The sequence below is a fragment of the Polaribacter sp. M10 genome (genome assembly GCF_054968445.1).
In genome coordinates, this window is record NZ_JBSSBG010000009.1 from 19,590 (window position 1) to 40,430 (window position 20,841).

At 30.3% G+C, this 20,841-nt stretch carries 20 protein-coding genes; 3 read left to right on the top strand and 17 right to left on the bottom strand.

Features of this window, described 5'->3' with window-relative positions; all coding sequences use genetic code 11:
- Nucleotides 1-68 precede the first annotated feature (68 nt).
- A complete protein-coding gene (locus ACWYN7_RS09755) occupies nt 69-884 on the bottom strand; it encodes a hypothetical protein (protein WP_462859735.1) in 816 nt (271 codons plus the stop codon).
- A 49-nt stretch (nt 885-933) separates the two neighbouring features.
- A complete protein-coding gene (locus ACWYN7_RS09760) occupies nt 934-1,632 on the bottom strand; it encodes a peptidase associated/transthyretin-like domain-containing protein (RefSeq protein WP_462859736.1) in 699 nt (232 codons plus the stop codon).
- Nucleotides 1,633-1,991: 359 nt separating this feature from the next.
- Between ACWYN7_RS09760 and pepE the strand changes: the two genes are divergently transcribed.
- A complete protein-coding gene (gene pepE, locus ACWYN7_RS09765; RefSeq protein WP_462859737.1) occupies nt 1,992-2,693 on the top strand; it encodes a dipeptidase PepE in 702 nt (233 codons plus the stop codon).
- Between the two features lie 40 nt (nt 2,694-2,733).
- On the opposite strand, the gene ribB is transcribed toward pepE, so the two are convergent.
- From ribB to tpx, 6 genes are all read right to left on the bottom strand, one after another.
- On the bottom strand, nt 2,734-3,879 hold the full coding sequence (ribB, locus tag ACWYN7_RS09770) for a 3,4-dihydroxy-2-butanone-4-phosphate synthase (RefSeq protein ID WP_462859738.1): 1,146 nt from the start codon (nt 3,877-3,879) through the stop codon (nt 2,734-2,736).
- A gap of 5 nt (nt 3,880-3,884) precedes the next feature.
- Nucleotides 3,885-5,324, bottom strand: a complete 1,440-nt coding sequence (locus ACWYN7_RS09775; RefSeq protein WP_462859739.1) for an LptF/LptG family permease — start codon at nt 5,322-5,324, stop codon at nt 3,885-3,887.
- 61 nt (nt 5,325-5,385) lie between these two features.
- On the bottom strand, nt 5,386-6,042 hold the full coding sequence (lolA1, locus tag ACWYN7_RS09780; protein WP_462859740.1) for an outer membrane lipoprotein periplasmic chaperone LolA1: 657 nt from the start codon (nt 6,040-6,042) through the stop codon (nt 5,386-5,388).
- Nucleotides 6,043-6,079: 37 nt separating this feature from the next.
- Nucleotides 6,080-8,548 (bottom strand): FtsK/SpoIIIE family DNA translocase, encoded by a 2,469-nt coding sequence (locus ACWYN7_RS09785; RefSeq protein ID WP_462859741.1) that lies wholly within the window; start codon nt 8,546-8,548, stop codon nt 6,080-6,082.
- A 42-nt stretch (nt 8,549-8,590) separates the two neighbouring features.
- The gene (locus ACWYN7_RS09790) at nt 8,591-8,971 is read right to left on the bottom strand and encodes a diacylglycerol kinase family protein (RefSeq protein ID WP_462859742.1); all 381 of its coding nucleotides are present in this window, start codon (nt 8,969-8,971) and stop codon (nt 8,591-8,593) included.
- 3 nt (nt 8,972-8,974) lie between these two features.
- Nucleotides 8,975-9,472 carry a thiol peroxidase gene (tpx, locus tag ACWYN7_RS09795; RefSeq protein WP_462859743.1) on the bottom strand — a complete coding sequence of 166 codons (498 nt, stop codon included), beginning with the start codon at nt 9,470-9,472 and terminating at the stop codon, nt 8,975-8,977.
- Between the two features lie 129 nt (nt 9,473-9,601).
- Here tpx and ACWYN7_RS09800 point away from each other — a divergent pair, with 129 nt between their 5' ends.
- Nucleotides 9,602-10,999 carry an MATE family efflux transporter gene (locus ACWYN7_RS09800; protein ID WP_462859744.1) on the top strand — a complete coding sequence of 466 codons (1,398 nt, stop codon included), beginning with the start codon at nt 9,602-9,604 and terminating at the stop codon, nt 10,997-10,999.
- 10 nt (nt 11,000-11,009) lie between these two features.
- Here the strand turns inward: ACWYN7_RS09800 and ACWYN7_RS09805 are convergent, their stop codons facing one another.
- From ACWYN7_RS09805 to ACWYN7_RS09835, 7 genes are all read right to left on the bottom strand, one after another.
- The gene (locus ACWYN7_RS09805) at nt 11,010-11,489 is read right to left on the bottom strand and encodes a GyrI-like domain-containing protein (protein ID WP_462859745.1); all 480 of its coding nucleotides are present in this window, start codon (nt 11,487-11,489) and stop codon (nt 11,010-11,012) included.
- Between the two features lie 61 nt (nt 11,490-11,550).
- On the bottom strand, nt 11,551-12,834 hold the full coding sequence (locus ACWYN7_RS09810; RefSeq protein WP_462859746.1) for a glycoside hydrolase family 117 protein: 1,284 nt from the start codon (nt 12,832-12,834) through the stop codon (nt 11,551-11,553).
- 5 nt (nt 12,835-12,839) lie between these two features.
- On the bottom strand, nt 12,840-14,933 hold the full coding sequence (locus ACWYN7_RS09815; protein ID WP_462859747.1) for a glycoside hydrolase family 2 protein: 2,094 nt from the start codon (nt 14,931-14,933) through the stop codon (nt 12,840-12,842).
- A gap of 167 nt (nt 14,934-15,100) precedes the next feature.
- Complete coding sequence (locus tag ACWYN7_RS09820; RefSeq protein WP_462859748.1) at nt 15,101-16,717, bottom strand: 2-oxo acid dehydrogenase subunit E2; 1,617 nt, start codon at nt 16,715-16,717, stop codon at nt 15,101-15,103.
- Nucleotides 16,718-16,720: 3 nt separating this feature from the next.
- Nucleotides 16,721-17,710, bottom strand: coding sequence for a pyruvate dehydrogenase (acetyl-transferring) E1 component subunit alpha (pdhA, locus tag ACWYN7_RS09825; protein WP_462859749.1), 990 nt, complete (start codon nt 17,708-17,710; stop codon nt 16,721-16,723).
- A 137-nt stretch (nt 17,711-17,847) separates the two neighbouring features.
- Entirely contained in the window at nt 17,848-18,519 is a 672-nt protein-coding gene (locus tag ACWYN7_RS09830) for a hypothetical protein (RefSeq protein ID WP_462859750.1), read from the bottom strand.
- A gap of 77 nt (nt 18,520-18,596) precedes the next feature.
- Nucleotides 18,597-19,265, bottom strand: a complete 669-nt coding sequence (locus ACWYN7_RS09835; protein ID WP_462859751.1) for a M15 family metallopeptidase — start codon at nt 19,263-19,265, stop codon at nt 18,597-18,599.
- 67 nt (nt 19,266-19,332) lie between these two features.
- Here ACWYN7_RS09835 and ACWYN7_RS09840 point away from each other — a divergent pair, with 67 nt between their 5' ends.
- Entirely contained in the window at nt 19,333-19,740 is a 408-nt protein-coding gene (locus ACWYN7_RS09840; RefSeq protein ID WP_462859752.1) for a DUF2721 domain-containing protein, read from the top strand.
- A gap of 2 nt (nt 19,741-19,742) precedes the next feature.
- Here the strand turns inward: ACWYN7_RS09840 and ACWYN7_RS09845 are convergent, their stop codons facing one another.
- Together ACWYN7_RS09845 and ACWYN7_RS09850 are read right to left on the bottom strand one after the other, a co-directional pair.
- Nucleotides 19,743-20,399 carry an HAD family hydrolase gene (locus ACWYN7_RS09845; RefSeq protein ID WP_462859753.1) on the bottom strand — a complete coding sequence of 219 codons (657 nt, stop codon included), beginning with the start codon at nt 20,397-20,399 and terminating at the stop codon, nt 19,743-19,745.
- A 1-nt stretch (nt 20,400) separates the two neighbouring features.
- Nucleotides 20,401-20,817 (bottom strand): thiol-disulfide oxidoreductase DCC family protein, encoded by a 417-nt coding sequence (locus ACWYN7_RS09850; RefSeq protein WP_462859754.1) that lies wholly within the window; start codon nt 20,815-20,817, stop codon nt 20,401-20,403.
- Nucleotides 20,818-20,841 lie beyond the last annotated feature (24 nt).

Below are 20,841 nucleotides of genomic sequence, written 5' to 3' on the forward strand. Positions count from 1 at the left end.
TATAAGATGGTTTTAAACTTATGTTAAAAACTATTATTTAGAAGTAGTGTAAAGAATTTATTTTCTAGTTATTTGCCATTAATAATTTTAAGATATTGTATGCTTTGAGTTCTCAGTATTTCGATTACTTCTAAAACGCTACCATTTTTATACATTTTTTCTATGTTTAAAGGTTTGCAATATTCTAAAAAATGATAATATTTTTCTTTCGGAATCTTTAACTGATTATAAAAGTAATCGCTGCCCAATTCATTTAATAATTTATCAGGAAATGCCTCTAAATAACTGAAATTATCTTCTAATGGTTTCGTTTTTTTGTTCTTTTTAAAAGGATTGAGTTTGCCTAAAACTTTGCCAACTTCTAAACCAGAATATTGATTGGGAATCGTTTTTGCAATTATGGGTTTGGCTCTTATGTTTGCATCAATCCTAAAATCTTTTTCTGCAAAATTTACATTAGAAAAATCCATATTATCTTTTAATATGGAATCTTGTTTGTTTTTTGGCAAAGATTTTACATCAACAGTTAATCTACCCACTAAATTGTGTTTTTTTAACTCAAATTCATCTAAAGTGTAGGTGTTTAATTTTAAAAAAATCTCTAAATTACTTTCTGATAAAATTTTATCTGTAATGAGTATTTTTTTTGATATATGCTGTACAGAAGAGATTATTAAAGAATCTCCTTTAGAAACTAGCATTCTGAATGCTCCAAAATCGTTAGAAAAAGTACCAAGTTTAGTGTTTAGGTTGATGATGTTTGCATTCTTAACAATACCTACAGAATCTAAAATTTTACCATGAATTATAGATTTATTGTTTTGCGAATACGCATTTAAAAATAACGTAAATAACGAAAAAAATAAGAGTAGTTTTTTTATCATGTAGCATTTTTTTACAGATTAATTTACTCTTTTTTTTAGATTGATAACCCTATTTTTCTTCGAGTAAAGTGATTTCGGTTTTGTTCTGAGGAAAAGTTCTACTTTCTTGCATTAAAATTCCTATAACTGCTAAATTATCTTCTTTATTAAAATAATTAATGATGTTTTTCTTATAACAATAATTTAAAAACGGATTGATATTTTCTGGCTTTATATTTAAATCTGTGATAAAAAAATCGTCTGTAAAATGTTTTCTAATTTTGGATAATGCTTTATCTTCTAGCTTTATTTTTTTTAATTCTCTTTCACGTCTTACATTACCATTTAAAGAATTAATTAAATTATCTAAATTTACAGCAGCACCAGATCTAAATTTTACAACAGCATAATCTTTTTTGGCAATAGTATTAGCATAAGGTAAATTCAATGTTTTTACATTTACAGTGGGTGGAGGCATTATTTCTGGATCTACATAAAATATGCTCTTAGGTTGTTCTAAAACAATTTCTTCTAATTGATAAGTTTTACTGAGTAATGTTATTCTAAAAATCTCTTGATTTATAATTTCTTGAGTAACAATTACCTCTTTTTTTTGCAAATTGATGTGAGAAAACACCAAAACATCGCCTAAAGCAACAGGAATTTCGAACAAACCAAAATCGTTAGTACTTGCACCTTGGTTAGAGTTTTTATTGATGATGTGAGCATCAGAAACAATCTCATCATCAAAAAAGATTTCTCCAATCATTAAACTTCTTTTTTCTTGACTGTAAGTCAAAAGACAAAGAAATAAACAATACAAAAGCACTTGGTTTCTCATACAAACAAAGAAAAGGGGAGTGGCTCTTAAAAACCTATTAACACTTTTATAAACTTTTGTTAAACAGCTAAAAGTCTTTTAATTTTATGATGATTTTAAGAATTAGTGGTGGTGTTTTTTCTGTTTAAAGTTTTTTTTGATGATTCTTAATTTTGATATTATCCTCAGATTTAATATTTAAGATCCGTATAAAATAAGTTCAAGATTATATTTTATGAAAGTTTAAACTCGATGTTAAAGAGGTGAGAATTCCTTTTTAATTTCATGAAATCACTTATTTTTGAATTATGAAAAAAATGATTATTGCAAGTACATCTACCATTCACAATAGTGGTTATTTAGAATATTTATTACCAACATTGTCTACTTTTTTTAAAGACATAAAAACAATTCTATTTATACCTTATGCAAGACCAAGTGGAATTACTTACGACGCATATACAGCCATTGCAAAAAAAGGATTTGCTTCCATTAATATGGATGTAAAAGGGATTCATGAATTTCAAAACCCTAAAGAGGCCATAATCAACGCAGAAGCTATTTTTACAGGAGGAGGCAATACGTTTGAATTGGTAAATCAATTGTATAAAAATGATGTTTTGTCTACCTTAAAAGAAGTTTTAGAAAATGGAACGCCTTATTTAGGAACAAGTGCAGGAAGTAATATTTGTGGTGTAAATATGATGAATACTAATGATATGCCAATTGTTTATCCACCAAGTTTTACAACCATGGGTTGCATTCCTTTTAATATAAATGCACATTATTTAGATCCTATAAAAGGCTCTAAACATATGGGAGAAACACGCGAAACTCGCATTAAAGAATTTCATATTTTTAATGATATTCCTGTGTTGGGTTTACGAGAAGGTAGTTGGTTAGAAGTAAAAGGAAATGCCATTTATTTAAGAGGAAATTTAACAGCAAGATTATTTACCCAAAACCAAAAACCAATTGAATTAGAAAGCGGAGTAGAGGTTGTTGTTTAGTTGTTAACTTTCAAAGTTTTTATTTTTGAAAACTTAAAAATTAATAGTTCACGTAGTCTACAATTTCTAAACCATAACCAATCATACCCACTCTTTTGGTCTGTTGTGTATTGGTTAAAAGTTTTATTTTGCTGATGTTTAAATCGTGCAAAATTTGAGCACCAATTCCAAAATCTCTTTGATCCATAGCAATTGCAGGTGCTTTCATTTCACCATTTTTTTGATTCTCTTTTAAAATAGCTAATCTGCTTAATAAGTTTTTAGACTGATTCTGTTGATTGATAAATAAGATAGCTCCTTTTTCATCATCATTAATCACCTTAAACATTTGGTCTAATTTTTTATCAGCATTATTGGTTAACGTACCAAGAATATCATTATTTACTAAAGTAGAATTTATTCTGGTTAAAACTCCATCCTCATTTGTCCAAGTTCCTTTGGTTAAAGCAATATGTACTTGATTGTTAGTGGTTTGTTGGTAAGCTCTTAATCTAAATTTACCAAAGCGTGTTTCTATATCAAAATCTTCTTTCTTTTCAATTAAAGAATCGTGCTCCATTCTATAGGCTACTAAATCTTCTATAGAAACAATTTTAATATCGAACTTTTTAGCCACTTCTAAAAGTTGAGGTAAACGAGCCATTGAACCATCTTCATTCATAATTTCTACAATAACACCTGCAGGTTGTAAACCTGCTAATCTTGCAAAATCAATGGCAGCTTCTGTATGGCCAGTTCTACGTAAAACTCCACCTTCTTTTGCTTTTAAAGGAAAAATATGACCAGGTCTAGCTAAATCGAAAGGTTTGGTTTCTTTGTCTATTAAAGCTTTTATAGTTAAAGCTCTATCAGAAGCAGAAATACCAGTGGTAACGCCTTTACCACGCAAATCTACAGATACTGTAAAAGCAGTTTCCATAGGATCTGTGTTGTTGTTTACCATCATTCCTAATTCTAAATCTTTACAACGTTTTTCGGTTAATGGCGCACAAATTAAACCACGTCCATGAGTAGCCATAAAGTTTATCATTTCTGGAGTAACTTTTTCTGCTGCTGCTAAAAAATCGCCCTCGTTTTCTCTATTTTCATCATCTACAACAATAATTACTTTACCATTTCTAATATCGTTAATGGCTTCTTCTATGGTATTTAATTGTGTGTTTTTATGTAAAGTTTGTGATGTCATATGTTCTACCTTTTTTTAGGGAGTATTTTTTTGAAAAATTTGGTAATCGGTTGTAAAAAGGAATCTATGTTAAAAATACCTTTGTCTTTGGTGGCTCTAATGGTTAATAAAACTGCAACTGGTGTCATAATAATTGCAGAAACCCAAGCTCCTAAAAATGCAGTAACACTGCTTTCTTCGGCTAAATTTCTACCAAAAGTATTAGCAAAGAAATACGTAACATAAATGGCAATGGCTAATATCATTGGCATTCCAAAACCTCCTTTTCTAATAATTGAGCCTAAAGGAGCACCAATAAAAAATAGAATAATACAAGATAAAGAAAAGGCAATTCTGTTGTAATATTCAGTATCGAAAAGGTTTACCCCTTTTCTGTTCCATTTTACAGTTTCTGTATTATTTTTTAAAGTACTTAATACCCTGTTTGTTTTTGTAACTGCAGAGTTTAAAATGGATATTTTATCCTTAATTTCAAAATTATTTAGAGTAATGCTATCTATTCTATCGTTTTTTAAGGAATCTGGATAGTGATACAAATCTTTGGCTTGTGTGCTAATGAATATGTTTTTGGCACGCAAATCAAGAATTTCATCATACCTGTCTTTTAATTTAGGTATGGTATCTTTCAATTCTTTTATGGTTAACATTCTAAAATGATTGGTTACTCTATTAGAATCTAAATCGTCACCCATAATCGAAGAAATATCAATATTAAATTCGTACTCTTTAAAAGTGGCATTAGAAGCTGCCATTCTTTTTCTTTTCTCTTGAGTTTTAGCCGATTTTATATGTTCTTCGTAGTAATTACCATCATACAAAACAAAGGTCATATATCTACTGCCTTCTTCTGATAGAATTTTACCTCTTTCTGCAGTTATTACTTTTTGATTTCCTCTTCTGCTTTTTAAATCGTAGATTAAAACCTTTTTTAATAAGTTTTCATCTTCGCCATATTTTTCTTCAAATTTAATTTGATAACCTGGTAAATCTGCATTAAAACTTCCTGGTACTAGAGCCAAAGCAGGTTTTTTCTTTTTGATATTTAGGTATAAATTCGACTGATTTAAAATTGCATAAGGATACACGTTATTTAAAAAAATGAAATTTATGCCACTTAAAGCTATCGCTAAAATAGCAATAGGTCTAACCAATCTTTTTAATGAAACTCCTGCAGATTTTGCGGCTGCAAATTCATAGTTTTCTCCTAAATTACCCAAAGCCATTATGGATGATAAAAGCACACCAATTGGTAATGCCTGTGGAATTATCATTAAGGTAGTGTAGTATAAAAATTTTAAAATAAAGACCAAACTAATGCCTTTACCAGCAATATTTTCGAAAGCTTGCCACAAAGCTTGCATTACTAATACAAAAAGTACAATTAGAAATGTAGCAACAAATGGTACTAGAAAGCTCTTTAAGATGTATTTATCTAAAATTTTCATAAAAAACAAAAATAGCATCTTATCAATTAAGATGCTACTAATTTATTGTTAATTGAATTATTTAATCAATGGTGTATTTTTGAGCTAAATATTTTTGCTTATCAAACTTAAAAAAGCCTTCTGATAATGGCTGATTGCTTTTAAAAGTTGTAATTGTAAAACTAGTTTTCGCTCCGTTTGTACCTGTCTGAATTAATTTATAGATATGCTTTGTTTTTTCATCGATACCTAATTCTACTTTTACAATTTCAGAATCGCTATCTATTGGATTTAAGGTAACAAATTGAATTTTTCTACCATTAATGTTTTCTAATTTGCCCATTTCTAAATTATAACCCTCTTTGTAAAACGTTAATAATTTAGAAGGATAAATGAAACCATCATCTCCATCCATATCTCCATCAGTAATAGAGATTTCTTTTTCTTCGTTATTAATTACGTATAATTTACTACCATCATAAATAAAGTTATTTCCTAAATAATTTAGGTTGTATTTTTCGCCTTGTAAATTAATTTCTCCTCTAATTGGTGGTTCATCACCTTCTTTAATTCCTGCTTCTTCGTTACTTAAGGTTTGGCTAAACCCTAAAAACATGTTTTTATAAGCGGTCATTTTAGATGATACTTCATCTAACAAAGATTTTGCTTCTGGTGAACTTTGTGAAAAAGTGATGCTTGTAATAAATAAACTTAAAAATAAGATTGTTATTTTTTTCATGATTTAAAATTTTGTTGCTCTTAATTTTTCTGAGCCACTATTGATTTTTTTCGTTTTCTAATAATTGTTCTAAAGCTGTAAAATCTGGAACTAAAACTTGCCTAGCTTTACTACCCTCAAAACCACCAACAATTCCTGCTGCTTCTAATTGATCTATTAATCTACCAGCTCTGTTGTATCCTAATTTTAATTTTCTTTGTAGTAATGATGCAGAACCTTGCTGTGCTGTTACAATAATTTCTGCAGCTTCTTTAAACAATTTGTCTCTGTCTTCAATATCAACATCAATACTTGTGCCACTTTCATCATCTACATATTCTGGCAATATATGTGCTTCTGAGTATGCTTTTTGCGATCCAATATAATCAGTAATTTTTTCTACTTCTGGGGTATCTACAAAAGCACATTGTATTCTAGTAATTGAGTTTCCATTGGTGTATAATAAATCTCCACGACCAATTAATTGATCTGCTCCACCAGCATCTAAAATGGTTCTAGAATCAATTTTAGAAGTAACTCTAAAGGCAATTCTTGCAGGAAAATTGGCTTTAATAATACCTGTAATTACGTTTACAGAAGGTCTTTGAGTAGCCACAATTAAGTGAATTCCAATAGCTCTGGCCAATTGTGCCAAACGTGCAATGGGTGTTTCTACTTCTTTACCAGCTGTCATAATTAAATCTGCAAATTCATCTATCACCAAAACAATATAGGGTAAAAATTGATGACCTTCATTCGGATTTAATCTTCGTTTTTTAAACTTTGTATTGTATTCTTTAATGTTACGCACCATGGCTGCTTTTAGCAAATCGTAACGATTGTCCATTTCTATACAAAGCGAATTTAGAGTATGTACAACTTTGGTGGTATCTGTAATTATGGCTTCTTCAGAATCTGGAAGTTTAGCTAAATAATGACGTTCTATTTTATTGAATAAAGTTAATTCTACTTTTTTAGGATCTACCAAAACAAATTTAACTTCTGCTGGATGTTTTTTATACAAGAGTGATGTTAGCACTGCATTTAATCCTACAGATTTACCTTGTCCTGTTGCACCAGCCATTAACAAGTGAGGCATTTTTGCCAAATCTACCACAAAGGTTTCGTTAGAAATTGTTTTACCTAAAGCTATAGGCAATTGCATTTGTGATTCTTGAAATTTCTTAGATGAAATTGCAGAATGCATAGAAACAATAGTCGATTTTTTATTTGGTACTTCTATACCAATAGTACCTTTACCAGGAATTGGAGCAATAATACGAATACCTAATGCTGATAAAGAAAGTGCAATATCATCTTCTAAATTTTTAATTTTCGAAATTCGAATTCCAGCTTCTGGTACAATTTCGTACAAAGTAATTGTTGGTCCAACTGTTGCTTTTATTTCTGCAATACCAATTTTGTAGTTTTTTAATGTTTCTACAATTCTGTTTTTATTGGCTTCTAATTCAGTAGGATCTATAGAAATACTTTCGTTGTATTGTTTTAGTAAATTAAATGTTGGAAATTTAAAATTAGAAAGCTCTAAAGTAGGATCGAATTCACCAAAATCTTTTAAAACTTTATCAGATAAATTTTCTACAGAATGCTCTTCTTCTCTGGCAATTGCTACATCAATTTCTACTTCTTTTAACTCTTTTAAAGTTTCTTGTACTTTTAATTCTGTGGTATCTTCTTTTTCTATTTTTAATGTAATCTCATCATTTTTAGAAGTAACATCAGAATGATTGGCAATTGTAGGTTTTAAATTTTCTATAGAAAGTTCGAATTCAGATTTTTCATCTTTTTTTTCTATAACTACTTCTGTTTCTTTTTTTGGCTGTGGTTTTATAGGATGAACTTTATCAGCGATTTTAATTTTTGCTTTTTGCTCGTTGGCTTCGAGTTCTCTAGCTTCTCTTTCTATTTTATTTTGTTTTACTTTTTCTAGATAAGCATCTATATTTAATTTATAGCGTAAAACCATAAATGCAATTATCAAAAAAAGTAATATTAAAACCAAGCCAGTTTTACCTGTAAATGTTTGTATATAATCGTTTACCTCAAAACCAATTACACCAGATAAAAGTGCATTTTTATGATGTAAAAATCCTAAGGAAACCGAAAACCAAAGCATTATAAATAAACTCCAGTTCCAAGAAATAATAATTTTAGAAAGTTTCTTTTTTATTAATACAGCAAGCCCAGAAATAAATGTTTGATACGCAATTACAAAAGCCGCTAAACCAAAACCATCATAAATAAAAAAGTGACTTAAACTAGCCCCAATCTTCCCCAAAAGGTTTTTACTTTTAATGGTTTTGTCGGCTAATTTACCCAAGTTACTTTGGTCTTCTTGCCAACTAAAAAAAAACGAGATAAAAGCAATACAAAGAAAAAGCGAAAATATAATCAAGAAAATACCAAATATAGTTTGCGTTTGTCTTGTTTTTAAAAAAGAAAAAATACTAGATTTTTCTTCTGTTAAAACTGTAGATTTTTTTGCGCTTTGTTTCTTTTTAACCATTAAAAAATTAGATATTTTTAAGGGGTAAATATACGTATTTGCTTAAAATAATAAAGCAATTTTTGGCACATAAATAAAACCAGCAACAATTAAAGATATTAGTGCAGCAAAACTTGGTGCTCCTGCAGCAATATCTTTAATTAAGCCAATTTTTTCGTGATAATCTGGGTGAATAAAATCTGCAACTTCTTCAATGGCAGTATTGGCTGCTTCTGCAACTAAAACTAAACCGATAATAATAAATTGCAAAGCCCATTCTGTAGTAGAAATTTCGAAATAAAAACCCATAATAGTGGCAATAATAGCAATGATTAATTGTGCCTTTATACTATCTTCTGTAGTAATTAAAATCCACATTCCTTTTAATGCAAATTTTAAGCTCTTAATTCTGCCTACTATAAAACCATCTTTTGGATTTTTCATTTTTTAAAGTGCTTTTAGAGCATTTTCATAATCTGGTTCGTCTACAATTTCTGGAACCTGTTCTGTATACATAATTTTTCCATCAGTATCAATAATTACAATACATCTAGAATGCAATTGAGCTAAAGGTCCATTTTCTATAGTTAATCCATAATCTGCACCAAAACTTCCTGTAGCAAAATCAGACAACATTACAACATTGTCAATACCTTCTGCACCACAGAAACGACCTTGTGCAAATGGTAAATCTCTAGAAACACACAATACCACTGTGTTTTCTAAATCGGCTGCTTTTTTGTTAAATTCTCTAACAGAAGTTGCACAAGTACCTGTATCTACACTCGGAAAAATGTTTAAAATGATGTTTTTACCTGCAAAATCTGATAAACTTTTTTGAGATAAATCTACTGTTGTTAATTTAAAATCTGCTGCTTTAGATCCTATTTCTGGTAAAGAACCTACTGTGTTAATGTGGTTTCCTTTTAATGTAATTTCTGCCATTTTTGTTGATTTTGGTTTTTATCAAAAGTAATATTTTTTATTCAAAAATTGGACGCAAAACTGTGAAGTTCTCCTTAAAAAAAGAGTTTGTAATATGTATCTTCGCAGTCGAAAAACCATTTAGTTAAAGTGAAACTTACACAATATACATCAGAATTTAAATACAATTGGAAACTTGCAGCGCCTGTAATGTTAGGGATGCTTGGGCATACTTTTGTTGCTTTTATAGATAATATAATGGTTGGGCAACTGGGTACTGCAGAATTGGCAGCAGTTTCTTTGGGGAATAGTTTTATGTTTATTGCCATGTCTATTGGTATAGGTTTTTCTACTGCAATTACACCTTTAATTGCAGAAGCAGATGCTTCTGATAATTTAGAACAAGCAAGAGCAACTTTTAAAAACGGACTCTTTTTATGCACTTCTTTGGGTATTTTATTGTTTTTAATGGTCTTTTTTGCAAAACCTTTAATGCACTTTATGCAACAACCAGAAGAGGTTGTGGCTTTGGCAATTCCGTATTTAAATTTAGTGGCTTTTTCTTTAATTCCGTTAATTATTTTTCAGGCCATTAAACAATTTAGTGATGGTATGTCTATGACCAAATACCCAATGTATGCTACATTAATTGCCAATATTGTAAATGTTGTATTGAATTATTTATTCATTTTTGGAAAGTTTGGTTTTCCAGAAATGGGCGTTGTTGGTGCTGCTTACGGTACTTTAGCATCGCGAATTATTATGGTGATTTACTTATGGCTTTTGTTAAAAAATAAAGCGCGTTCAAAAAGAATTATCAGCAATTTAAAATTTTTTGTTTTAGACATTTTAATGATAAAAAAAATCATCAATTTGGGGTCTTTAAGCGCTATGCAAATGTTTTTTGAAGTGGCTATTTTTACAGCAGCCATTTGGTTGAGTGGTTTATTGGGTAAAAATCCGCAGGCAGCCAATCAAATTGCGTTAAACTTATCTTCTATGACATTTATGGTGGCAATGGGTTTAAGTGTGGCTTCTATGATTAGAGTGGGTAACCAAAAAGGATTACAAAATTTTAAAGAATTGCGTAGAATAGCATTTTCTATTTTTTTACTAGGGATTATTTTTGCGACTATATTTGCGACTTTTTTCTTTTTATTCCATCAAGTTTTACCAAAAATTTATGTTGATTTAGATGATGCTGTTAATTATGTAGATAATATGGAGGTAATTTCTATAGCATCAAAATTATTGTTGGCTGCTGCAATTTTTCAAATTTCGGATAGTATTCAGGTGGTAGTTTTAGGAGCTTTGCGTGGTTTGCAAGATGTAAAAATACCAACAATATTAACTTTTATTTCTTATTGGTGTGTTGGTTTTCCTGTTTCTTACTTTTTAGGAAAAGAAGACATGTATGGTAGTTTTGGTATTTGGTTAGGCTTGTTAGCAGGTTTGTCTACAGCTTCAGTTTTATTGTTTGTTCGTTTTAATCGATTAACAATGAGGTTAATACAAGAAAAGGAAGAAACTATAATTGCACAACATTAAATTGTAAAGACTATTTTCTTTTAATAGGAATCCAAACTTCTTCTTCTGAATTTACATCGTTGTTTTTGTATTTATCGCCTAAAAGTTCAAAATGTGGTCTATGGTCTAGTTGATAGTCAGAATTTGGTAACCAGGTTTTAAAAATGTATTCAAAAAATTGAAAACTCTCAGTATTCGATCCTTTGTAGTGAAAAACAGCATAGTCACCACCAATTAAATTATAAGTTTCTAAATCATCAGGAACTTCATTAAAACTTGAAACTTCTACAGCTGCCCATTTTTCAAATTCTTTTGTAGGATTAAAAGTTTCGAAATAAGAAGCGTCATACACTTGCATCGAAAATTTATTAGTATCCACCTTATTTTTTATTTCTTTAATTGTTGGTGCAAATTTACCCCAAAGCATTCCAGTTTTATTGTTGATAATGCTCATTTTTAGGTGATAACCAATTAATTTTTTCTTTTTTAAGATTCTTATGCTAGGCTCCATTAATGCTCATTTATATGAAACTGCAAGTAATACAAAAAAAGTTGATTCTGAAAGTTTTGACTTAATTAGAATTCTCTTTACGTATTCTTTCTTTTTGTTTTTTTGATAATCCCTGTGAAAAATACAAATCGTTTGGTAATAAAATATGTGATTTTTTCATACTTGGATCATTAGTAGATTGACTTAAATCACAATCGAATCTTCCTAATTTAGAATACATTTTTTTCCAATTATTACCTGCGTTTATAAAATGGGAGAGGCCCCACGTAATTCCGTCTGCATTTGGGTTATCTGTAAAAGCATCTTTAGAATACACACCTGCAGCAGTGGGTAATAATTGCGTAACTGAGGCAATTTCGAAGTTTACCCAATCTTTAGCATATTGTATGGTATAATGCTCTAAACCATCTGTACCCACAATTGCAGCAACACCCTCTCTAAAAGGAAAAAGGATGGTTTCGTGTCCAGAATTCATCACCGGACTTAAAGGATGTTTTTTAAAAGGTCCTTCTGGTTGATCTGCAATTGCAAGTCCCCAACAATCCCAATGTTTTCTATTTTTATCACGATCATCCATACCCGATTTATAGTATAAATATATTTTTCCATTGTGTACTAATGGCATTGGATCGTGAATTACTCTCCAATCCCATTCGTTACTTTCTCCAAAAGGAATTACAATTTCATTAACAGGTGTCCAAGGTCCATCAGGTGAATCTGACCAAGACATGGCAACAGGACAAATGTCGTAAGCATCTTTTTTGTTATCGTAAGTTCCACTTGGCGCATTAAAAGCTTGATAATACAAGTAATATTTATCTTTAAATTTTAAAACATCTGCAGTAGCTACAGAACGCCATCCAGGTTTTGGTTTTTCTGGTCTTTTTATAGCAACACCTTGTTCTGCCCAAGTAAAACAATCTTGACTAGTTGCGTACCAAATTTCGGCTAAATCCCAGTCTGTAGAAGGTATTGTATCATTCGCATTTCCTTTTCCTTTTGGTTCAGTAGGTGTATTTCTATAGGTGTACCACACATAATATTTACCATTTTCGTAAATAATTTTAGATGGATCTCTTCTGCTGATGGTTCCATTACCATTGTTGTAATCAAAACCTTTTAATTCGGTATATTTAAAATTGGTATACAGCTCATTGTCTAACATTCTTGGTGCTTCGTAATGCTGAAAAGCTCTTTTCATGGCAGCACTCATAATTCTGTCTTTTGCTACATTTTCTACTTTTAAAGGAAATGGTTTTTGATTTTTTAATGCTTCTTCTTCCTTTTTTTGTTGCGAACAATTGTAAAATAATACAACAAAACACACTACTAATATAGTTCTCATTTTTTTTAGTTTGATAAAATCCACTCAGCCTCATGGCTAAAAGTTTCTTTGCCTTTATTACTTGTTACTTTAATTAGATTGCTTCCTTTTTTTAGTAAAACATCGTTAAAAATGATGGTATTTAGATCATTGGATTGTTTTTTAGTAGCAATTTTTTTCCCATTTACAGTAAGAGTTACCTTGTTTAAATTCGTAAAAACTTTTACTTCAGTTTTAGCTTCGGTTCTTTTATTGTTTCTCAATTCTGCAATGTATAAAACAGGCGATTCACTCCAATTTGCTTTGTAAAAGTAAAAAGCATCCTTTTTAACTTTTCTATCGAAAGTGACTAAACCTTTGTGATTTAAGTTTTTAATTCCACCTCTATTCCAGCCAGCCACAGAAAAGTCGAAAATATTCCAAATAAAAGAAGACCAAATAAAAGGACGCTCTTTGATAATTTTCCAGGTTACTTCATGGTATTTTGTTTGCACAGGCTCAGGAAAATAATTACCCAAAGGTTTTTCTAATAGTTTACTATTTTGCTGATAAATATTGCCTCCAACACCATATTCGCTTATGGCTAATTCTATTTTTGGATATTTAATTCTAGATTCATCCAACCATTTTGCCATATCAGCATATTCTCCATAATACCAACCATAATATTTATTCCATGCTTGTAAATCAGAAATATTACCCATATTTGATTCCATTCCACGATCGCTAGCAGAAACTGTATAACGACTTTTGTCTAGTTGATGTGCTAGTTTATTAAGCTCTTTGGTTAAAAGCACACAAGGTTCATTTGGGCTACTCCAAGCTCTTACTTCGTTCCATAATCCCCAAGAAAAAATACTAGGATGATTGTAGTTTTGATAAATTAATTCTGTTAATTGCTGTTTGGCATTTTTATTTTCTCGACCACTATAATCATGTACAAAAGGAATTTCTGTCCAAACTAATAAACCCAATTCATCAGCAGCATTATAAGTTGTTTCAGAATGTTGATAATGAGATAAACGCAATCCTGTAGCACCAATTTCATCAACAATTTCCATATCTTTTTTATGATTTTCAACAGATAGTGCAGGCCCAACTTGTTGCCATTCTTGATGCATTGCAACACCATAAACTCTATATGGTTCTTCGTTTAAAAAGAACCCTTTTTCTGCATCTACTTTAAAAGTTCGTATACCAAAATTTTGTTTTATTTTATCAGAAGATTTTCCATCACTTAAAGTAACTTCTACTGTATATACATATGGTTTTTTTCTGCCATTCCATAAAATCGGATTTTGGATATCTATCAATTGGCGAACAACATTTTCTTTTTGATGAACATCAATTACTTTCGATAAAGTTTTAATAACCTTTTTATTGGCATCTATAATATTGTAGTTTATGGTAAGATTGTCTTGTTCACTTTTATTTGTGATGTGTGTTCTAACTTCAATTTTAGCAATATTATTTGTTTTTTCTTTAAGTTCTACAAAAACACCTGATGATGCATTAAATATTGGTGAAATATTGAATTTTGGCGTAGAAAAAATCTGTGCTGGTCTATAAATTCCTCCATAATGATTAAACAAAACATCATTAACAGGTATGCGTTTGTAATTAGGAGCGTTACTTGCTTTTACTGCAATTATATTCGATTTTCCTATTTCTATGGCATCTGTAATTTCGAAGCAAAAAGCTGCATAACCTCCAGAATGTGCACCAATTTTTTTACCATTTACAAAAATTGTGGCTTCTTGACCTACACCTTCAAAACGAATAAAAACACGCTGGTTTACCATTGAAAATGGGATGTTGATATTTGAACGATACCATGCAATTCCTCGATAGTAACCAACATCATTAATGGCATCCATAGAGTAGGTGTGTGGTATTTTAACGTGATGCCAATTGGCATCGTTAAAGTTTTTAGCTTCTCCTTTGTAAAAAATTCCCTTTTGAAATTTCCAATCTGTAAGTTGAATATGATTTCGTTCTTTAATAAAATCAACTTGTGTATGTGCTACAAAACAGTTGATTAAAAAAATAAAAATAATTAAGTGGAGTGGTACACTTTTATCCTTAAGAAAAAAGTTTTTGATTTTTTTAGCTTTAAACATTCCTTTGATAGATTATGATTTTTAATTCATAGGTTCTCAAATTTAATTTTAAAGTTTAAGAATACAATGATTTGCACAAAACAAAAACTGTACATTGATAATATGGTGTACAAAAAAAACCTAAACTATTAAGTTTAGGTTTTTAATTTATAAATTTTAAAGAAAAACTATGCTAACATTGTAACAGGGTTTTCGATAAATGTTTTTAAAGTTTGTAAAAACTGAGCACCTACAGCACCATCTACAGTTCTGTGGTCGCAAGTTAATGTTAAATTCATTGTATTACCAACAACAATTTGTCCGTCTTTAACTACAGGTTTTTGTACAATTGCACCTACAGATAAAATAGCTGAATTTGGTTGGTTGATAATCGAATTAAAATTCTGAATACCAAACATACCTAAGTTAGAAACTGTAAACGTACTTCCTTGCATTTCTGCAGGAGCTAATTTCTTATTTCTTGCTTTACCAGCTAAATCTCTAACACCAGCACCAATTTGCGTTAAGCTTAACGTATCTGTCTGTTTAATTACAGGTACTAATAAACCATCATCTACGGCAACAGCAACACCAACGTGAATATGACTGTGATAAATAGTATTTGCATCAGACCAAGAAGTATTAACTTGTGGATGTTTCTTTAAAGCCATTGCGCATGCTTTTACAACCATATCATTAAATGATACTTTTACATCTGGAATTGCATTTATGGTTTTTCTAGAAGCCATTGCATTGTCCATATCAACCTCAATATTTAAACTGAAATCTGGAGCAGTAAATTTAGAGTTACCTAAAGATTTTGCAATTGCTTTACGCATCTGAGAGTTTTTAACTTCTTCAGATTTTTCTTCACCAGCAGCAATAACAGTAGTTGTTGCAGTACTTGCTTCTACTTTAGCAGCAGGTGTAAAGTTTTCTACATCTTTTTTAATGATTCTACCATTTTCTCCTGAACCAGAAATATCAGCAAGATTAAACCCTTTATCAGCAGCAATTTTCTTAGCTAATGGAGACGCAAATACACGACCATTAGAAGTAGTAGTAGTTGCTGCAGGTTTTGCTTCTTCTACTTTAGCAGCAGGTTTTTCTGTTTTCTTTTCTTCAGCTTTTGGAGCAGATTTTTCTTCTGCAGCAGGTGCAGGAGCATTACCACCATTGGCTATAATTGCTGAAACATCTGTTCCTTCTGGGCCAATAATTGTAAGTAAACTATCTACAGGTGCAGTTTCACCTTCTTGTACGCCTATGTGTAAGATTGTTCCTTCGTAGAAACACTCAAATTCCATAGTTGCTTTATCTGTTTCAATTTCGGCTAAAATATCACCTTCTTCAACTTTATCTCCAACCTTTTTTAACCAAGTTGCAACTGTACCATCAGTCATGGTATCACTTAAACGAGGCATTGCAATAACATTAACTCCTTCTGGAATAGCAACATTATCTGAGCTTGAGGTTTCTGAAGTTGTTTCTTCTTTAGCTTCTTCTGCAGCTGGTTCTTCTGTTTCAGGAGCAGATTCGCCATTTAAAAGGGCAGAAATATCTTCACCTTCTTCACCAATAATGGCTAGAAGTTTATCTACAGGAGAGGTTTCTCCTTCTTGAATACCAATGTGTAATAAAGTTCCTTCATAGAAAGATTCAAACTCCATTGTAGCTTTATCTGTTTCAATTTCAGCTAAAATATCGCCTTCTTCAACTTTATCACCAACCTTTTTTAACCATTGTGCCACAACACCTTCTTCCATGGTGTCACTTAAACGCGGCATATTTATTACTGTAGCCATATCTTAACTTATAAAAGGATAATCTTCTTGTTCATAAACCATATCATATAATTGTTGAGTTTCTGGATATGGAGATTCTTCTGCGAATTTTTCGCATTCTTTCACTTTATCTTTCACTTCTTTATCAATAACAGCAATTTCATCTTCAGTTGCGTAACCTTTTTCTAAGATGATGTCTTTTACTTGTGTTATTGGATCTATTTTTTTGTACTCTTCTACTTCGTCTTTAGTTCTGTAGTGTTGCGCATCAGACATTGAATGACCTCTATATCTATAGGTTTTCATTTCTAAGAAAGTTGGTCCATCTCCACGTCTTGCTCTTTGAATCGCTTCATCAATTGCTTCTGCAACTTTTACAGGATTCATTGCATCTACAGGTCCACAAGGCATTTCGTAACCTAAACCTAATTTCCAGATATCTGTGTGGTTTGCAGTTCTTTCTACAGAAGTACCCATTGCATATCCATTGTTTTCAACAATAAATATTACAGGTAATTTCCATAACATAGCCATATTAAAAGCTTCGTGTAAAGAACCTTGTCTTGCAGCACCATCACCAAAACAAGTTAACGTAACACCATCACTACCTTTATATTTGTCTCCAAACGCAATTCCTGCTCCTAAAGGTATTTGACCACCAACAATTCCATGACCACCATAAAAACCAAATTCTTTAGAGAAAATGTGCATAGAACCACCCATTCCTTTAGAGGTACCTGTGGCTTTACCATACAATTCTGCCATAACACGTTTAGGATCTTCTCCCATACCAATAGGTTGTACGTGGTTTCTGTAGGCTGTAATCATTTTATCTTTCGATAAATCCATTGCATGTAATGCGCCTGCTAAAATAGCTTCCTGTCCATTATACAGGTGTAAGAAACCTCTTACTTTTTGCTGAATGTAAACCGAGGCTAGTTTGTCTTCGAACTTACGCCAGAAAAGCATGTCTTTGTACCAATCTAAATAGGTCTGTTTGGTGATTTTTTTCATTCTTTAGTGTTTGTTGTTATTTTTTGTTAGATTATAAACTTACGCAAATAATCTTAACGACAAAAATAATGGTTTTATAAAGAATAAAAAAACTTGTGTTTTAAAATTTATGATAAAAAAATGCAGTATTTTTTAGATTATTTATCTTTTGCAATTATGATTGTAGCTTTAGCTCCTGTAGCTAAATTCCATTCGTTGGCAGAAATAAGCATTCCTGCATCATTATAGACTTTAAAAGCAGCAGTATTAGGCCCAGATGTACCTTGATTTAATGCTTTAAATGCAATTTTGTTGAGACCAACTTTTAAAGGAATGTTGAATTTTTGATAACTGGTTTTTAAGAGAATGTTGTAAATTAACGGAACATCATTTACATAAATGGTAACTCTGTCTCCATCAGGATATTGAAAATCTCTACATATAATATTTACACTTTTAGCACTGGTTCTAAAACTACCTAAATCTTGATCGATTTTTGGTATAATATATTGACCGTTTATTTTTTTAAAAGATTTTAAAAAACGTTGCTCATTTAATTTAGCTTGTGTTAGTATGCCCTTGTTTTTTAAATAATCTTCTTTTTGCTGTTTTTTTAACTTCTCTTTTTCTGCTTCAAAAGCTTTTTCAAAACCATTACTACCATTTAATTCAATGGATTTTGGCTGATTTACTTTTTTGGCATTCTTTAAAACAATCGATTTTTTATCGCCTTTTTCAGTTGTGCCTTTGTTGGTGTCTAATTGCGCAGCTACTTTTGTGCTAAAACAAACACAAAAAATTATAGATAAAGTTTTTAAAACGAATTTCATATTTTTAATTTTCTACCAACTTAGTTACAAATATAATGCCGATTTTAGTTGATGCTGTTTCAGTTTTGTTAAAATTATTACTCAATAGGAAAATTAAAATAGGTTTTAGGAAAAGGTTCATTTTGTAAAGTAAAATGCCACCACTCATTATCATAAGGTTTAAAACCATTGTTTAGCATTACTTTTCTTAAAAGCATGCGATTCTCTTTTTGTTTTTTTGTGAGTTTATCAAAAAAAGGATGAGATTCTACACCAAAAAAATCATAAGGGCTGCCCATATCCAATTCCTTTCCAGTTTTTAGATCAACAATAGTTAAATCTGCAGTGCTTCCTCTTGTATGTCCAGACTTTGAAGCGATATAACCATAGTTAAATAATTGTGCTTTCGGTATTCTAGGATAATATTGTTGCTTCATTAACGTATCATTCAAAACTTTTGCCCATTTTACAAAATGATCTACAGCTTGTTGTGGTCTGTAAGCATCAAAAATTTTAAGACTTAAACCTTTTGCTGTTAATACAGTTTGTACTTTTTTTAAAGCATTTGCAGTTTCTTTACTAACTATAACACAATTGTTGATGTAACCCTCTATAGGTTTACCAATAAAATTATTTGTACTTAAATAACGTAATTCTTTTTGAATGGATGCATCAATATCACTCAAATACACAAAACCATTGGGTAGTTTTTGAGCGGACAATACAGTACAAAAAACAAAAGTGAATAAAAATAGAAGTTTTTTCATAAATCAAAAATAGAGAAAAAATTAAAGCTTACCTTAGATAGAAAATATTCTTTAATTTTGATGTTATATGGAACAACTTACATTAACCACACCAGCTTTACTTTTTTCTGCAATTTCTTTAATTATGTTGGCTTATACCAATCGATTTTTGGCATATGCTTCTGTAATTCGAAATTTACACGCAAAATATTTAGAGAATAATGACGATTCTTTATTAAGGCAAATTAAAAACTTAAGAATTCGTTTAAATTTAACACGATACATGCAAATTTTTGGTATTACAAGTTTGTTATTCTGTGTGTTAACAATGTTTTTAATTTATATCGATTTTTACATTATAGCTGTTTGGGCTTTTGGTTTAGGATTAATTTTGTTGCTAATCTCTTTAGCTTTATTGATTAAAGAAATTCAAATTTCTGCACAAGCTTTAGAATATCAAATAAAAGATATTGAAGATTATTTGGGTAAAAAATAAGATTACAAATAATTTTTTAAAGTCTTAAAATCGTCTATAACAAAATCAGCATTTTCTAAAGTTTGATCTGCAACCATAGGATTTTTAAATCCAAAAACAAAAATTCTAGCATCATTTGCAGCTTTAATTCCATTGTCTGAATCTTCGATAACAATACAGTTTTCTTTAGGTGTTTTTCCTAAAATTGCTGCTTTTTCAAAGATTTCTGGATGGGGTTTAGATTCAGTTAAATCTGCGCCACTAATTTTAGCATTAAAATATTGGTTTAAATTAAAACGATTAAAAACTCTATCAATATTTACCATTGCTGATGATGATGCCAACACTAAAGTTAATCCTTTTTGATAACAATATTTAATTAAATCTTCTACGCCATCAACTAAATGTAAATTAGGATCGTTTTCAAAGAAATTTACATAACGTTTTCTTTTATCGATCACTAAATCTTCTGGATTTAAATCTAAGTTGTAATGCGCTATTAACCTCTGAAATGTATTTATGGTTGATGATCCTGTGAGTGTTTTATAAAGTTCTGGAGATACATCAACCCCAACAGACGTAAATGTTTCGTAGTATGCTTTTTTATGAATTTCTTCTGAGTCTATAATTACTCCATCCATATCAAAAATAACGCATTTAATTTCTTTTGGTATTTTCATTTTAGTCTAAAAATTTAACTTTTAATTCTTTGGTTGGTATCATACAATTTTTTTTTTTACCAAACCATTTGTATCTGTTTTTTGCAATAACATCATATATAAAATCTCTGAAAGATTCTGGAAAAAGAAATCCTAATTGGGTTATTTTCCAGATTCCACCAAAATCGTTCATTATGTTTAAAGCTGCTGTAGATTTTATTTCATAAGATACACCTGGTTCGTATAAAATAATGCTGTCAATTTTCTGAGTATCAATATGCAGTTGATTTGTAATTTCAATTCCTGTTTCCGATTGCAATGCAGCAAAAACAAAGATGTCTTTTTTATCGTATTTTATAACTTTTAAAACGGAATTATTGCATAGATTACAAATACCATCAAAAAGAATGAGTTTTTTATTTAAAGGAATATCAATCATAAATTCACAACAAAAAGTAAAAAA

Excerpts from the sequence above, each read along its gene's own strand:
- ACWYN7_RS09775 (WP_462859739.1), bottom strand. The coding sequence starts at position 5,324 with ATGAAAATTTTAGATAAATACATCTTAAAGAGCTTTCTAGTACCATTT.
- lolA1 (WP_462859740.1), bottom strand. The coding sequence starts at position 6,042 with ATGAAAAAAATAACAATCTTATTTTTAAGTTTATTTATTACAAGCATC.
- pdhA (WP_462859749.1), bottom strand. The coding sequence starts at position 17,710 with ATGAAAAAAATCACCAAACAGACCTATTTAGATTGGTACAAAGACATG.
- ACWYN7_RS09845 (WP_462859753.1), bottom strand. The coding sequence starts at position 20,399 with ATGAAAATACCAAAAGAAATTAAATGCGTTATTTTTGATATGGATGGA.
- ACWYN7_RS09810 (WP_462859746.1), bottom strand. The coding sequence starts at position 12,834 with ATGAGAACTATATTAGTAGTGTGTTTTGTTGTATTATTTTACAATTGT.
- ribB (WP_462859738.1), bottom strand. The coding sequence starts at position 3,879 with ATGACATCACAAACTTTACATAAAAACACACAATTAAATACCATAGAA.
- ACWYN7_RS09820 (WP_462859748.1), bottom strand. The coding sequence starts at position 16,717 with ATGGCTACAGTAATAAATATGCCGCGTTTAAGTGACACCATGGAAGAA.
- ACWYN7_RS09785 (WP_462859741.1), bottom strand. The coding sequence starts at position 8,548 with ATGGTTAAAAAGAAACAAAGCGCAAAAAAATCTACAGTTTTAACAGAA.
- ACWYN7_RS09755 (WP_462859735.1), bottom strand. The coding sequence starts at position 884 with ATGATAAAAAAACTACTCTTATTTTTTTCGTTATTTACGTTATTTTTA.
- ACWYN7_RS09840 (WP_462859752.1), top strand. The coding sequence starts at position 19,333 with ATGGAACAACTTACATTAACCACACCAGCTTTACTTTTTTCTGCAATT.
- ACWYN7_RS09830 (WP_462859750.1), bottom strand. The coding sequence starts at position 18,519 with ATGAAATTCGTTTTAAAAACTTTATCTATAATTTTTTGTGTTTGTTTT.
- ACWYN7_RS09760 (WP_462859736.1), bottom strand. The coding sequence starts at position 1,632 with ATGATTGGAGAAATCTTTTTTGATGATGAGATTGTTTCTGATGCTCAC.
- ACWYN7_RS09815 (WP_462859747.1), bottom strand. The coding sequence starts at position 14,933 with ATGTTTAAAGCTAAAAAAATCAAAAACTTTTTTCTTAAGGATAAAAGT.
- ACWYN7_RS09805 (WP_462859745.1), bottom strand. The coding sequence starts at position 11,489 with ATGGAGCCTAGCATAAGAATCTTAAAAAAGAAAAAATTAATTGGTTAT.
- ACWYN7_RS09790 (WP_462859742.1), bottom strand. The coding sequence starts at position 8,971 with ATGAAAAATCCAAAAGATGGTTTTATAGTAGGCAGAATTAAGAGCTTA.
- pepE (WP_462859737.1), top strand. The coding sequence starts at position 1,992 with ATGAAAAAAATGATTATTGCAAGTACATCTACCATTCACAATAGTGGT.
- tpx (WP_462859743.1), bottom strand. The coding sequence starts at position 9,472 with ATGGCAGAAATTACATTAAAAGGAAACCACATTAACACAGTAGGTTCT.
- ACWYN7_RS09850 (WP_462859754.1), bottom strand. The coding sequence starts at position 20,817 with ATGATTGATATTCCTTTAAATAAAAAACTCATTCTTTTTGATGGTATT.
- ACWYN7_RS09835 (WP_462859751.1), bottom strand. The coding sequence starts at position 19,265 with ATGAAAAAACTTCTATTTTTATTCACTTTTGTTTTTTGTACTGTATTG.